Origin of the sequence: Agrobacterium tumefaciens (assembly GCF_005221385.1) — a bacterium.
Lineage (GTDB): Bacteria > Pseudomonadota > Alphaproteobacteria > Rhizobiales > Rhizobiaceae > Agrobacterium > Agrobacterium tomkonis.
In genome coordinates this window covers 1,805,518-1,819,225 of the sequence record NZ_CP039904.1, presented here as the reverse complement: position 1 = coordinate 1,819,225, position 13,708 = coordinate 1,805,518, and the positions used below count along the sequence as shown (strand labels likewise).

Below are 13,708 nucleotides of genomic sequence, written 5' to 3'. Positions count from 1 at the left end.
TCGCCACCCTGAAAAGGAGGGTGGCGAATGCAGTCTCACCGGCTAGGCGTCCTGAGATCAACCACTGACCGCCAGCACCGCCTCTGCCTCATAGATGGCGCAGACGATGTGATAAAACGTGCTTGCCGGCGCCGGTTCGTCGAGCATGGGCCGGTCCGCCGGCCATTTGTCGAACCACAGGCCCTTGACCGGCGTATCAAGGAAAGGCTGCAGCGCGCCGATGGCGCTCAGACCAGAGGCAAGGTAACGCTGCCGCTCCTCACCATCAGTCACACTGGCAAGCCGCACCGCCGCCTTCAGCCATTCCGTCTGCGGCCATAGTCGCGCAAGCCCGTCACGCACCGAAAAATCGTCGTAAAGGCTCATCACCGCCACCTTGCGGCGCGGGCAGATACCGTGGTCTTCCCCGATCTCGAACAGGCGCTTTGCCTTCCTGATCGCTTCTTCGTTTCCACGCAGGCTGCCCCAGCGCACCAGAAGCCAGGCCCATTCGAACTGGTGGCCCGGCTCCATGATCCGGCCCTTCTCCCCCTCGTAAGGTGTCCAGTCATGGTCGAAGAATTCGCGCAGGCCGCCATTGCCGTCATCGATGAAGCGGGAAAGTGCGAGGCCAGCAATCTCGTCCGCCAGCGCCGACCACGGGCCGTCACGATCCTGTTCTTCCCAAGCCAGCATCGCTTCGAAAAGATGCATATGCGGATTGGAGCAAAGCGGTGTGCGCGGCGGGTTCGCCTCCTCGAAGCCAGCGATGGGGTGTCTGTAGTCGCGCTCGAGAACGGCAAGGATTTCGAGCGCGCGGCTGCGCATCTCATTCTTTCGCTCGGGAAGGATCGCAGCTGTCTGTGCTGCGGCGAAAAGCGCAAAAGCCTGGTTGTAGAGATCGAAGGAGGGGTCGATCAGTTTTCCAGTCTGGTCGGCCAGGTTGCCGTAAAGGCCGTTCTCAAGGCGATAGACCTTCTCGAACCAAGACAGCCCGTGCAACACTGCGTCTTTCCAGGGTCCATGCCAGCCATGCTGGCCGGCGGCGGCATAACAATAAGCCTGGCGCGGCTGGACGCGGGCGCGGCGGTCATCGGAAAAAACCGGTTTCGCATCCTGACCGAGCCGCTCGTAAAAGCCGCCATCCGGCCGGGCTGACCCCGCCTCCCACCACAATGGCAGGGCATCCTCGTCAAGCCATTTGCGTAATGTTCCGATCTCCTCGGCAAGTGTCTGCGCGATACTCGGAAATTGCACGGTCATGCGGTAACTCTCTCTTGGGATGTATCCGTGGCACCCATACGACAAGAAAGACTGAAAACAAAGGCTAAAACCGTCGTTTTGGAGCAGCATAACTATCCCTCAGTCCAAGCGCGTTCATCTGCGCGAACTGCTGGCGAACAGCTACAGATCGTGCCACCATTAGCGACGCAGACCGAGGGGACATATCAGACAATGACGTCAATGGAAAAACTAGCAGGGCGCTTCGCGGAAGCAGTTCATCAAGGCGCGAGAATTCCTCTGGCAGAGCTTGAAGCGGAGGATCTCGTTCCCGGCAGCCTTTCAGAGGCTATGGCGGTTCAGCGGGCTTTTGCTGGAAACTGGGCAACGCCGGCTGCCGGCTGGAAACTGGCGATCCGGCCGGATGGTGAGGCTGTTGGGGCGCCCATGTTTGATTGCTGCCGGGTGAACGATGCCAATGTCGCTTCCTTCCCGCTGGCTGGTATAGAAGGGATTGAAGTCGAGATATGCTTTACGCTCGCTGCCGATATTCCCGCCGCCGCTGAAAGGCAGCTCACCAGGGCGGATATGATGCAGTATATCGACAAAGTGCATCTCGGTGTCGAGCTTCTCCGATACAGGCTGGAAGAGAAAAATCAGGTTCCGTTTCCGCTCTTTCTCGCAGATCGCCTCGCCAACCACGGTTTCGCCCTCGGGCCGGAAGTGGACAAGCGCATCGTGGATGTTTTTGCGGCTAATAGCGATGACCTGCCGCTGCTCATCGTCACCGATGGTCCAGTGCAGCTCTTCAATGCCAAGGTAAAACACCCGAATATTGATCCGTTGGCGCCGCTTCTCGCCTTCGCCAACGCCGCACTCAACACAGGACATATGCTGAGAGCAGGCCAAGTGGTGACGACGGGCAGCCTCTGCGGTGCGTTGCCGGGTGCACTTTCTGGCGAGACCGGCATTATGCTGGAATCGGTCGGCGCTTTCACATTGTCAGGTCCGAAAGATTAAGCCGCCAGCCTAACGGATACAATCACACGCGCCCGATCCGCAGCCATGAGAAGCCAACGGGCGCCGTTTCCAACCGTTATCTATTTGCATCGTTTTATTTCACCCGCCCGTATTCACCCAGAAAATCGAGCAGGGCCCTAATACGTGCCGGAAGCGGTCCCCGTTGGCCGACATAGACGGCATGAAACATCTCCGTCTCACCCGTATCGCGATGATCGAGCACGGGGACCAGCCGGCCGGCGGCGATATCGTCTCTCACGGTGAAAGCGGCAAGACGAACCAGCCCGACACCGGCAAGAGCAAGACGGCGAAGACCTTCGCCATCGCTGACCTGCACGCGTCCCGTGGCCGGAATAACGACGGTCTTTCCGGCGTCCCGCAACGGCCACCCGTCCACTGACCGCGCGTAACCGAACCCGAGCCGATTGTGGTCTTCCAGATCGGTTATTGTCTGCGGCGTGCCATAACGTTCCAGATAATCAGGAGAGGCCGCGATGATCATTCTCGTCTCACCGAGCTTGCGGGCGACAAGCGTTGAGCTTTTCAGTGGTCCCGCGCGCACGGCCACATCCGTGCGTTCCGCAAGCAGGTCAACCACCAGATCCGTCTGTACGATATCGAGCGTAATGCCTGGATGGAACGCCAGAAACCGTGGCAGGATCGGTGCAAGAATATGCGCTGCATAGGATGCGCTGGTGTTGATCCGCACGCGGCCGAGAGGCCGTTCACCTTCCCCGGCGGCGCGTTCGGCCTCTTCGAGATCGGCGAGGATACGGGTGGCCCGTTCATAGAAGGCGCAGCCCTCGGGGGTGATCTGAAGCTGACGGGTGGAACGGTTGAGCAGGCGTGCACCAAGGCGGCTTTCCAAGCGCGCGATCAGCTTGCTCACGGCGGAAGGCGTCATGTTAGCCGCAGCCGCCGCGCGAGAAAAACCACCAAGCTCAACGACCCGTACGAAGATCTCCATCTCCCCTGCCCGGTTGATCTCCAATCGCGCCATGATGACTTCATCTCACAAGTGATAATATTTTCGGCATTCTATTTCATTGAAGAGCAGGCGTCTATCTTAAGAAAGCGATTGCAACACAGCGCAGTCTTCACCCGTCGGATCACTAATGGACGGGCAGAAGGCCACGCCGCGACGCGCCGCCCACGATCATTTCGAAACAACAAAGGAAAGTCTCATGGAATATCGCCAGCTTGGCAAATCCGGTCTGAGGGTGCCGGTCTTGAGTTTCGGCACCGGAACCTTCGGCGGCTCCGGCCCGCTCTTCAGCAACTGGGGCAATTCAGATGCGGCAGAAGCCCGACGCCTGATCGATATTTGTCTGGAAGCAGGCGTCAACCTCTTCGATACCGCCGATGTCTATTCCAATGGCGCATCGGAGGAAGTGCTCGGCGAAGCTGTCAAGGGGAGGCGCGACAGCGTTCTCATCTCGACCAAGACCAGCCTGCCGATGGGTGATGGCCCAAACGAAGCCGGATCTTCCCGTTTCAGGCTGCTTCGCGCGGTGGATGACGCTTTACGCCGCCTTGAGACCGATTATATCGATATTCTTCAGCTCCACGCCTACGACGCCTTCACGCCGGTTGAGGAAGTGCTCTCGACGTTCGATACGCTCGTCCGGTCGGGCAAGGTGCGATATATTGGTGTCTCGAATTTTTCAGGTTGGCAGATCATGAAATCGCTGGCGGTCGCGGATCGATATGGCTGGCCGCGTTATGTGGTCAACCAGGTCTACTACTCCCTGATCGGCCGAGATTACGAGTGGGATCTGATGCCGCTCGGCGCGGATCAGGGTCTTGGCGCAATGGTCTGGAGCCCGCTTGGCTGGGGACGGCTGACCGGAAAAATCCGCCGCGGCACGCCGCTGCCTGAGGGTAGCCGCCTGCATGAAACCGCCGGTTTCGGCCCGCCGGTGGATGATGAACATCTCTACCGCGTGATCGATGCGCTCGACGCCGTTGCGACGGAGACAGGCCGGACCGTACCGCAGGTCGCCCTGAACTGGTTGCTCAGACGCCCGACTGTTTCCACGGTCATCATCGGCGCGCGCAACGAGGAACAGCTTCGGCACAATCTCGATGCCGTGGGATGGGAACTGACATCCGCACAGCTCGCGACACTGGATAAAGCCAGCGAGACGACAGCGCCCTACCCGCATTTCCCGTATCAGCGCCAGGAGGGCTTTGCCCGGCTTAATCCACCTGCCCTAGCACGTCAGACTATGCCGTTCTAAGGCAGGGTCAGGCCGCCTCAACGACGGGCGGCCTGACAAATGCGGAGCTTCAGGCGGTTTTGTTGGCGGAGCCTGCGTCCACCCGGCCCGAAAACCAGTTCGCCAGGATTGCACCGGAAATATTGTGCCAGACGCTGAAAATGGCACTCGGAACGGCAGCGAGAGGCGAGAAATAGGCCGTGGCAAGTGCCGCACCAAGCCCGGAATTCTGCATGCCGACCTCAATCGCAATGGCCTTGCGCTTGGCAAGCGACAGGCCCGTTGCCTTTGCCGCGAGGTAACCGAGCAGATAGCCGAGGCCATTGTGCAGAACCACGACGGCAAAAATCATCAATCCAGACTGGGCGATGGACGCCTTGGATCCTCCGACCACCGCCGAGACGATGAGGACAATGCCAATGACGCTAACGAGCGGCAACGCCGGTACGGCGGTCTTGACGAGGCCGGGCAGCAGCTTTTGCAGGGCGGCGCCGAGAGCCAGCGGAACCAGAACGACTTTGACGATGCTGAGGAACATGGCCCAGCCGTCAACCGGCAGGAACTGGCTTGCGAACAGCCAGACGAGGAATGGCGTCACCAGCGGCGCGGCAAGCGTGGTGACCGAGGTGCAGGCGACCGACAGCGCGACATCGCCCTTAGAGAGATAAGTCATGACATTGGAAGACGTGCCGCCCGGGCAGCAACCGACCAGAATGACGCCCGCCGCGACTTCCGGCGGCATGGGAATGATGCGGGTGAGCAGCACCGCCAGAAGCGGCATGATGAGAAACTGACCGAGCACGCCGATGGTCACATCGAACGGCCTTTTCACTACCTCCCTGAAGTCATTGACCGAAAGTGTGAGACCCATGCCGAACATGATGATTGAGAGAAGCGTGACGATCCACGGCGCGATCTGCTTGAACGTATTCGGAAAAAAGAAGCCGAGCACTGCAAACAGGATGACCCAGGCCGCAAAGGTCTTGCCCACAAAAGCCGAAACGGCTGCCAGTGTTTTCATTTCAATACTCCCAAGATGATCATGCCCCCCCCTCTAGTCTCCTATGGTGCCCTGTCAAGGTCATTGCGCCGTTGCTAGACCTCGTGATCGAAAACGATCCCTTGAACACGATGTCGCCGTCACCCCAGGACTACAATTTTGACGATGGCTAATCTATCCGCTTCCTATTGCGCCGAGAGAGTCCGAGGCAGCGCATACAAGGTCCGATGCAGATGCCGGACGGCTTTTTCGTCGTGCCTTAGACTGGATCGAACATCTCCCTGAACTCCGGATCGGCGAAGTAGGCAAGTTTTTGCGCAAAAACAGGTCGTTGCCCGGCCAGGAACAGCAATTGTCCGTTGGCTGGAAGATTGCGCACCTCGTCCGGGGTGAGTAACGGCCGGCCGGTATGCTGCTGGCTGTAGGATATGCCTGTCTTATCGGAATCGAGCGCTCTCGCCATCGTCTGGAACACGACCGTTTCCTGTCCGAAATCAGAGATGAGACGGGCGCTGTCATGATCGTTGACGCCAAAGACCTGCAGCACGCCGGCGTTTGACAGGAAAGTTCCGGCGCGGTGACCGTATGTGGCACGCAACTGATGGATGTCCTGAAGGATGGGCCAAAGCTGGACACCGTAACCCGCCATTAGACCCATCGCGCGTTCGACCGGTGCCAGATGCCCAAGGGATGCGAACTCATCGAGCAGATAAAGAACGGGTGTCACCGGCTTTGGGATCAAACATGGCAAGGGGATTGAAGGCTGCAGAAGGTCTCCCGGTAACAGCAAAAGGATCGAGCACATGAACCGGTCCGAATTTCTGGCGCGCACGGCCGGTGATCCTTGCATTCTCGCCTTTTGGATCGACGCAGATCACCGAACGATTGGCGGTCAGCAGGTTCGGGATGATCGTGCCCACGCCCTTGCCGGTACGGGTCGGCGCCATGGTGAGGAGATGGGCCGGGCCATCATAGCGCAGGAGCTTGCCCGTTTTTGTATGACGACTGATCAGGAAGCCGGAGCCGCATGAGGTGAGAGCGGCTATCTCCTTGTCTGTCGCAAAGCGGGCTGAGCCATGGGTCTCATCGTCATTCTCCCCGAAATGCAAAATCAGTGAATTGGTAATGAACCAGAAGGTGATAACGGCAAGCGCCAGCAGGGTTAAGAGACCCGGGATGATGTGGACAAGCGAGCCCCGCTCGAAACCCGTTTGCTCGAGGAAATGACCGCCCCCCATGCCGATCACAAAGGTGACGTTGAACAGGATGAACATAAATCCAAGAAGCCGTTTCCAGATCCGGAAGGGCATGGTGATCAAAGCCAGAAATGCCCAGAGCGGATCCCGCGCGGCGGCGCGCATCATGTTCTTGAATGCGGCCCGGGCAAGCCGTAACCGGTTCATGGAAGCCCTTCCGCACTGTCGCCACCCTCTCCGTTCCCCGGTAGCACTGGTCCGATCAGATCGGCAAAGAGCGCCTTGTCATTGTCGCGTGTCAGAAACCCTGGCAGTTCGCGGCGCAGCCAGTCACCGAGTTGTTTGCTGAACTCCTGATCATTCGAAGTCTCCACGTATTGCAGGACGAGCGACCCGATCAGGACCTTGCGGCGCATATCGTTGTTGCGCTCGGTTTTGGAAAGCCGGGCCTTCAGCGCAGACCGCTGCGCCTCCAGTTCAGCCAGGCGCTGTTCGATGGTTTTCCTTGCCACGATTGTTCCTTTCGATTGCGGTCGCACCGGAACTGCCGTTGTTGACCACGGCTTCGCTCCTGGAAGACCGGCCAGTTTCTATGAGGAGATCGGCATAGCGATTGTAAGAGGAGTTCAAACCCTATGGTTCATGATGCCGCCGTCACCTGCGCAGATGAAATTTTCGCCCAAGACCGAACAGAATGATTTTGAAAATCCGCCCATCGGCCTGGCGTCAGACGCCGAGCGCGCCACCAGATCAGCGAATTTTTTCTGAATAATTCCGGCGATGCGGACAAACTCGCGTTGCTTACGTTCCGGCAAAAGCTCAAGGCCGGCAAATGTTCAAGGCTGGTCTTCATGTCTGCTCCGCTTATCCACGGTGTCCTGTCTGAGCAATACCAGAGCCCGCTCGAACTCCGGTTTTGAGCGGCCCGGCAAATGTCTGTCTTCCCGACTATGCGCCTTCGGCCCTGGGCAGCTATCTCTGATTGATGCAAATGGTATTGGAATACCGGCGTTCCTCAATAGCGAACATTGACGGGTTCATTATCTCAGGTTGAATTTTGCTGACCACTTTTAGCAGTCGAAACACCCGTTCGATGTTGCTAGCGTCGCCACCGGTAAACAGACAAGGGCGCACTTACGACTTGCCACGCGTCAGCGCGCTGAATTTCCCCGTTTGCGGATCGGAGATTTCGTTTGGCGATTTATCATCTCAGCACCAAACCTGTCTCGCGCTCATCCGGCCGAAGCGCTGTGGCATCTGCCGCCTATCGTTGCGCGGTTCTCCTCACCAATCATCGCGATGGCCTCGTGCATGACTTCACCCGCAAAGAGGGCGTCGAGCATAAGGAGATCGTGCTGCCGGACGGTCTTTCTGCCGATTGGGCTCTGGATCGTTCTGCCTTGTGGAACGCTGCCGAGTTTGCAGAAAAGCGCAGGGATGCCCGCGTCGCCCGCGAATTCGAAATCGCGCTTCCGCATGAGCTGTCGCCAGAAGGGAGACTGAAGGCTGCACGCGCCTTTGCCCAGGATCTTGCAAACCGCTATGGCGCGGCCGTGGATTTTGCAATCCATTCGCCAAGCGAGCATGGTGATATTAGGAACTACCACGCGCATGTGCTGATGACGACGCGACAGCTTGGCAAAACCCGTCTTGGCGAGAAAACTTATCTTGAGCACAAGAACGCACGGCTGCTGGCAAATGGTATGGCGACAACCGACATGCAGCTTCGCGATATCCGGCAGGCATGGGAAGGCATTGCCAACCGTCAGCTTCAACGCGAAGGCCTGGATGTTCGCATCGATCATCGCTCGCATGTGGAGCGCGGTCTTGAGTTGTCGCCGACCGAGCACATGGGCGTGCATGCCTCGCAGATGCAGCAGCAAGGATTGACGGTCGAGCGCGGCCGGCTGGATGACGAGGCAGCACGCCAAAATGCCGAACTGATCCGTCAAAAACCGGAACAGGTTCTGACGCTGATCAGCCATGAGAAGAGCGTGTTCGATCGGCACGATATCGCCAAAACCTTGCATCGCTATATCAACGATGACGCCCAAACGTTCCGGAACGCCTTTGCCGCTGTCATGGCCTCGCCGGCGCTGGTGGAACTCCAGGCTGAGCGCATCGATCACGAGACAGGCGAGGTTTCCAATTCGCGCTATTCGACACGGGAAATGATCGACCTGGAACTCGCAATGGCGCGATCGGCGAACCGGTTGCATCAGGCGCAGTCCCATGGTGTCGATCATCGCCATGTCGAGCGCGCCATGGAGAGGCAGGATCGCTCTCTTCGGACAAGCTCTGGCGGACCGTCGGCTGCGAGCGATCCGTCTGCGGGATTGTCGGCCGAACAGCGTCAGGCGATCGAGCATATTACCGGGCGAGAACGCATTGCGGCCGTGGTCGGGTTTGCCGGCGCCGGAAAGTCCACCATGTTGGCAGCCGCTCGCGAGGCGTGGGAGGCTCAAGACTATCAGGTCCATGGTGCGGCATTAGCCGGAAAGGCAGCCGAGGGGCTTGAGGAAAGTTCCGGCATAGAGAGCCGCACGCTTGCGTCATGGTCATACAGCTGGGACCATGGCCGGGATCTGATCGGCCGACGTGACGTGTTCGTCATCGATGAGGCCGGCATGGTCGGCAGCCGTCAGCTTGCCCGGTTCATCGGAGAAGCGGAGGAGCGAGGCGCAAAGATCGTGCTTGTCGGTGACCATGAGCAACTGCAGGCAATCGGAGCCGGTGCACCCTTCAGGGCGATTGCCGAGCAGATTGGCCATGTCGAGCTTTCCGGCATTCGCCGCCAGCGCCATGATTGGCAGCGAGAAGCATCGGTTGCCTTTGCCACCCACAAAACGGCCGAGGGGCTGGCTGCTTACCGCGAGCACGGCGACATTCATTTTGCGGAAAGCCGCGACAAGGCGATGGCGCAGATCGTGCGTGATTATGTTGCCGATAGTGAGCGGCGTGCCGATGGCAGCCGGGTTGCCATGGCGCATCGCCGCGCCGATGTGCGCGTCCTCAATGCTGCCATCCGCTCGGAGCTTCAAAACCGACAAAGGCTGGGGAACCGTGACGAGCTGAGCGCTGGTGCAGAGCAAGCGGATGGTAAGGCCGGAGGGAAAAGTGAGGCAGTTGGAGAACTCACCTTCCAGACCAGTAACGGCAACCGCGCTTTCGCTCCCGGTGACCGGATAATCTTCCTCGAGAACAACCGCGACCTCGGCGTCAAAAACGGCATGCTTGGCACCGTCGAGCATGTCGAGCCAAACAAGATCATCGCCCAGCTCGATGGCCGAGGCGGCGACAGTGTCAGCATTGCCACGGACAGCTACCAGGCGATCGACCACGGTTATGCGACGACGATCCATAAAAACCAGGGAGCGACGGTTGATCGCGCTTTCGTGCTGGCGTCCGGCACCATGGACCGGCATCTGACCTATGTCGCCATGACAAGGCATCGCGACAGCGTGCAACTCTATGCCGACCTCCAGGAGTTCACCAATGCGGGCCGGCTGGTTGATCACGGCGTTGCGCCCTACGAGCATAGTCGCCAGGCGAGAGAAAACTATTTTGTGACCCTGGAGAACGACAAGGACGAGCGGCGCACGGTGTGGGGCGTCGATCTCAAGCGGGCCATGCGAGATGCCTCGCCAAAGATCGGGGACAGGATTTCCCTGCAGCATGAAGGCGCGACGCCCGTCACGCTTCCGGACGGTACAAAGGCCGAGCGAAATGCATGGCGTGTCATCAAGGGTGATGAACTGGCCTACCAGAAGCTGGCAGGCCGCCTGTCGCGTTCCGGCGCGAAGGAAACCACGCTGGACTATGTCAGGGACTTTGCCGAGCGGCGGGGCATCACGGAGCAGCTCGGGCTCAGAAGCGAGATTGAACTTGCTTCCGACCGGAATGAGCGTCAAGACGTCGTGTCCCGCGCGGCCCATCTGCAACGGGAACAGCAGGGCCGGCCATCGGAACGTCAGCGGGTTTACGAGGAACCTGGCGGCGATCTGGCCGGCCCTGTTCGCTGCGAGGATCGTCGCAATCAGTTCGCCCGAAATATCGATGACGGACGGCGCGACGATCGGACGGAGGAGAATAAAGGATATCGCCGCATCCGCTGGTCCGACCTCATGTCGAAAGACAGCACCCTCCCTGCCCCCACAGAAGCTGTCGGCCAGCAATCGTGGCTGGAACCCGGTAAGCCAGCGCCGCTGGTACCAGCCATCACCCAATACCAACGCAGCATCGAAGCGGTGGCGCAGATCAGGGCGATGTCGGTTATCGAGCAGCAATTCGATACGGTCGAATCTCTGGTGCGGCACGTGTTCCGTGATCCGGCCGAGGTCGCCGCGAGACTGCGCACCGCGATGACCGAGAAGGAAGGCAATGGCAAGATCATGGCAAAGGCCATGGCCGAGCAACCCGAGCGGTTCGGGGAGCTGCGCGGCAAGTCCGGTCTGTTCGGAAACAACAAGGAGCGCAAAGAGGCGCTGCAATATGCGAGATCTCTCTCCGCCCATATCGGCTATGTCTCCGAGGCATGGGAGCGTCGGGTGGGAGAAGAACGCGCAAGCGAACAATGGCAGCGTGAAAAGCGTGACGTGATCGAAGTGCCCGGCCTCACGCCGCGCAGCGCCGAGATCATCAGCCAGGTGGAGAAGATGCCGGTCGAGCGGAGAAGCAAGTTCATCAAAGAGCTGCGATCGTCACCTGAGGGGCAAGCCGCGCTCGATGAGGCAAAGCTGGTGGTTGATGCGCTCACGCGGCGGTTCGGTAGTTCTGATCCTCGCAAGTTCGCCGAGGAGCTTGCATCACGTCCCGAACTCGCAAAACAGGCCGCGCAGATCGAGGCGATCGCCCGTATTGTGCATCGTACACGCCATGCTGAGCTCAGCCATGACCATACGCTGAAACAGCAAATGAACCGGTCTCGCGGGCTTGGATGGAGCCGTTAGCTAGCGCTGACTGCTACATAGCATTAACTAGCTGTTGCGCCGGTCGCCTCCGTCTTCTGGGCCGTGGACCCATTATGGCGGAGACTGAGACAAACAATGACTAGAACCGGTAAGTTAGGCCCATCACAGGCCCGCTCAATCGGGAATCAAAAACATAACCATCGTCTGAATAATCGACATCGAGCACCTTATAGCCTGCCGAGACGGACAATGTGTCGGTGAAGATGTAGTTGACCGTAGCCAAGGCTGACCAGGTGAGATCGGATCCCGCGCCAAAGCCGCCGATATCCACCTGCCCCTGAACGGACAGCTTATCCGTCAGGCTGAAAAAAGCGCGTGCGCCGATGACGGGATCTATCCAGCCAAAACTTTCCTTGTGGGTGGCGGACACGCTGCCGATTAGGGGATGGCTGGCGGTCACCGCCACCTCATTGGAAATATGCCAGAAGCGAGCCCCGGCCAGCGCGTCCAGCGAAAATCCATCTGCGTCAACGATGCGGTACCCGGCCTGCAGCGTCGCCATGAATTCCTGCGTGTCTACATCTGCATCGATTGCAGCGCCGGCCGGCAAGGTTGGTAAACCGGGAATCTGCAGCGCTGGCAGCGGCCCGGCCGCCTTGCTGTCCGTCGTATCGACATACATGATGTCGCCGGAAAGGACGAAGCGGTCATAACGGCCCCAGACGTTAAGAAACCCGCCGAAGTTGAGATCCTCCATCACGTCGGAGAAGGATTTTTCGACATGAAGCGTGGGCGCCCGCCGGAACGGCGAGATGTTGCCGTTCAAACCAGTGGCCCACAGATAACCCGTGGCCTGAAACGCCCAATCGGCTCCATCAACCGTTGCGGGCGCGGCACGAACCTCATCCGCGCCTGAGGCGGCAGTTGCGGAAAAGGCCATAAAGACCGCAAAAACCGAATATTTTAGCAATGCCTTCTCCCCAAGTAATTGCCCGTAGCTAAACCTATTTGACTCCCGCCAACAAGTCCGATCTTCTATCGTACGCTGTATCTTGTACCGAAAGCACCGGAGACGTTTAAATGCGCCCGAAGACCCTGCCGCTTTTCTCTGCCTTCACCGCCGCCATGGTTTCCATCGCCACGCTCACCACGTCAGTTGCGGAAGCCTGCACGCGTTTCGTTTATTTGGGCGAGAATAATCAGGTAATGACGGCCCGTTCGATGGACTGGAAAACCGATGTGGGGACAAATATCTGGGTTTTCCCCCGCGGCATGGACCGTTCCGGTGAGGCCGGTCCGAACTCCATAAAATGGACCTCGAAATATGGCAGCGTCATTGCATCGGGTTACGACATTTCCACGACGGACGGCGTGAACGAGGCAGGCCTGGCGGCCAACGTTCTCTGGCTCGTTGAGTCGAGTTATCCCGTCTATGACGGGAAATCTCCGGGCTTGTCCATCGCAGCATGGGCGCAATATGTGCTCGACAATTTCGCGACCGTGGAGGAAGCGGTGCGTGCGCTCGAGAAAAACCCGTTCACGATCGTGACTGATAATGTCCCCGGCGAAGAGCGTCTGGCGACACTGCATCTATCGCTCTCCGATGGGAGTGGCGACAGTGCGATCGTTGAATATATCGATGGCAAGCAGGTCATCCATCACGGCCGCCAGTATCAGGTGATGACCAATTCGCCGACTTTCGACCATCAGTTGGCATTGAACGAATACTGGAAGCAGATTGGCGGCACCGTCATGCTGCCGGGCACGAACCGCGCGTCCGACCGTTTTGCCCGCGCATCCTTTTACGCAAACGCAATACCCAAAAGCGAAAACCCGGTCGAAGCCATCGCAAGCGTATTCAGTGTCATCCGCAACGTCTCCGTTCCTTACGGCATCACGACCCCGGACCAGCCCAACATATCCTCCACCCGCTGGCGCACGGTGATCGATCACAAGCGCAAGCTCTATTTCTTCGAATCCGCACTGACACCGAATATTTTCTGGATTGACCTGACGAAGCTCGATCTTTCCAAAGAGACGGGTGCAGTGAAGAAACTCGACCTCGGCGCCAATCAGATCCATATCTATTCCGGCATGGCGAATGATAGCCTGAAGGAGGCTCAACCTTTCAAATTTCTGGGGCTTTGAGTCTCATCCTGGCCG

Annotated in this window: 10 protein-coding genes and 1 pseudogene; 5 read left to right on the top strand and 6 right to left on the bottom strand. The window is 58.8% G+C overall.

The features are described from left to right. Positions 1-57 precede the first annotated feature (57 nt). Positions 58-1,242 (bottom strand): AGE family epimerase/isomerase, encoded by a 1,185-nt coding sequence (locus CFBP6623_RS23600; RefSeq protein WP_080843000.1) that lies wholly within the window; start codon positions 1,240-1,242, stop codon positions 58-60. A gap of 192 nt (positions 1,243-1,434) precedes the next feature. On the opposite strand from CFBP6623_RS23600, the gene CFBP6623_RS23595 reads away from it, so the two are divergent. Beyond that, positions 1,435-2,220 (top strand): 2-keto-4-pentenoate hydratase, encoded by a 786-nt coding sequence (locus CFBP6623_RS23595; RefSeq protein WP_080842999.1) that lies wholly within the window; start codon positions 1,435-1,437, stop codon positions 2,218-2,220. Between the two features lie 94 nt (positions 2,221-2,314). On the opposite strand, the gene CFBP6623_RS23590 is transcribed toward CFBP6623_RS23595, so the two are convergent. Beyond that, positions 2,315-3,220 carry a LysR family transcriptional regulator gene (locus CFBP6623_RS23590; RefSeq protein WP_080842998.1) on the bottom strand — a complete coding sequence of 302 codons (906 nt, stop codon included), beginning with the start codon at positions 3,218-3,220 and terminating at the stop codon, positions 2,315-2,317. A 184-nt stretch (positions 3,221-3,404) separates the two neighbouring features. Between CFBP6623_RS23590 and CFBP6623_RS23585 the strand changes: the two genes are divergently transcribed. Further along, the gene (locus tag CFBP6623_RS23585; RefSeq protein WP_080843265.1) at positions 3,405-4,460 is read left to right on the top strand and encodes an aldo/keto reductase; all 1,056 of its coding nucleotides are present in this window, start codon (positions 3,405-3,407) and stop codon (positions 4,458-4,460) included. A 49-nt stretch (positions 4,461-4,509) separates the two neighbouring features. On the opposite strand, the gene CFBP6623_RS23580 is transcribed toward CFBP6623_RS23585, so the two are convergent. From CFBP6623_RS23580 to CFBP6623_RS23570, 3 genes and pseudogenes are all read right to left on the bottom strand, one after another. Continuing rightward, positions 4,510-5,460, bottom strand: a complete 951-nt coding sequence (locus CFBP6623_RS23580; protein WP_080842997.1) for a bile acid:sodium symporter family protein — start codon at positions 5,458-5,460, stop codon at positions 4,510-4,512. A gap of 238 nt (positions 5,461-5,698) precedes the next feature. Next, a pseudogene (locus CFBP6623_RS23575) lies at positions 5,699-6,842 on the bottom strand (type IV secretory system conjugative DNA transfer family protein). Continuing rightward, entirely contained in the window at positions 6,839-7,147 is a 309-nt protein-coding gene (locus CFBP6623_RS23570; RefSeq protein WP_137002583.1) for a mobilization protein, read from the bottom strand. Before CFBP6623_RS23570 ends, CFBP6623_RS23575 begins: the two are co-directional and overlap by 4 nt. Between CFBP6623_RS23570 and CFBP6623_RS26960 the strand changes: the two genes are divergently transcribed. Both CFBP6623_RS26960 and traA read left to right on the top strand, forming a co-directional pair. Then, complete coding sequence (locus tag CFBP6623_RS26960) at positions 7,131-7,403, top strand: hypothetical protein (protein ID WP_167379195.1); 273 nt, start codon at positions 7,131-7,133, stop codon at positions 7,401-7,403. The genes CFBP6623_RS23570 and CFBP6623_RS26960 overlap by 17 nt on opposite strands. Before the next feature lie 425 nt (positions 7,404-7,828). After that, positions 7,829-11,584, top strand: a complete 3,756-nt coding sequence (traA, locus tag CFBP6623_RS23560) for a Ti-type conjugative transfer relaxase TraA (RefSeq protein ID WP_080842995.1) — start codon at positions 7,829-7,831, stop codon at positions 11,582-11,584. Between the two features lie 100 nt (positions 11,585-11,684). Here traA and CFBP6623_RS23555 read toward each other — a convergent pair whose 3' ends face one another. Continuing rightward, positions 11,685-12,485 (bottom strand): hypothetical protein, encoded by an 801-nt coding sequence (locus CFBP6623_RS23555; RefSeq protein WP_080843264.1) that lies wholly within the window; start codon positions 12,483-12,485, stop codon positions 11,685-11,687. Between the two features lie 140 nt (positions 12,486-12,625). On the opposite strand from CFBP6623_RS23555, the gene CFBP6623_RS23550 reads away from it, so the two are divergent. Beyond that, positions 12,626-13,693 carry a linear amide C-N hydrolase gene (locus CFBP6623_RS23550; protein WP_080842994.1) on the top strand — a complete coding sequence of 356 codons (1,068 nt, stop codon included), beginning with the start codon at positions 12,626-12,628 and terminating at the stop codon, positions 13,691-13,693. The last annotated feature ends 15 nt before the right edge of the window (positions 13,694-13,708 follow it).

Excerpts from the sequence above, each read along its gene's own strand:
- CFBP6623_RS23600 (WP_080843000.1), bottom strand. The coding sequence starts at position 1,242 with ATGACCGTGCAATTTCCGAGTATCGCGCAGACACTTGCCGAGGAGATC.
- CFBP6623_RS23595 (WP_080842999.1), top strand. The coding sequence starts at position 1,435 with ATGACGTCAATGGAAAAACTAGCAGGGCGCTTCGCGGAAGCAGTTCAT.
- CFBP6623_RS23590 (WP_080842998.1), bottom strand. The coding sequence starts at position 3,220 with ATGGCGCGATTGGAGATCAACCGGGCAGGGGAGATGGAGATCTTCGTA.
- CFBP6623_RS23585 (WP_080843265.1), top strand. The coding sequence starts at position 3,405 with ATGGAATATCGCCAGCTTGGCAAATCCGGTCTGAGGGTGCCGGTCTTG.
- CFBP6623_RS23580 (WP_080842997.1), bottom strand. The coding sequence starts at position 5,460 with ATGAAAACACTGGCAGCCGTTTCGGCTTTTGTGGGCAAGACCTTTGCG.
- CFBP6623_RS26960 (WP_167379195.1), top strand. The coding sequence starts at position 7,131 with ATGGTTTTCCTTGCCACGATTGTTCCTTTCGATTGCGGTCGCACCGGA.
- CFBP6623_RS23555 (WP_080843264.1), bottom strand. The coding sequence starts at position 12,485 with ATGGCCTTTTCCGCAACTGCCGCCTCAGGCGCGGATGAGGTTCGTGCC.
- CFBP6623_RS23550 (WP_080842994.1), top strand. The coding sequence starts at position 12,626 with ATGCGCCCGAAGACCCTGCCGCTTTTCTCTGCCTTCACCGCCGCCATG.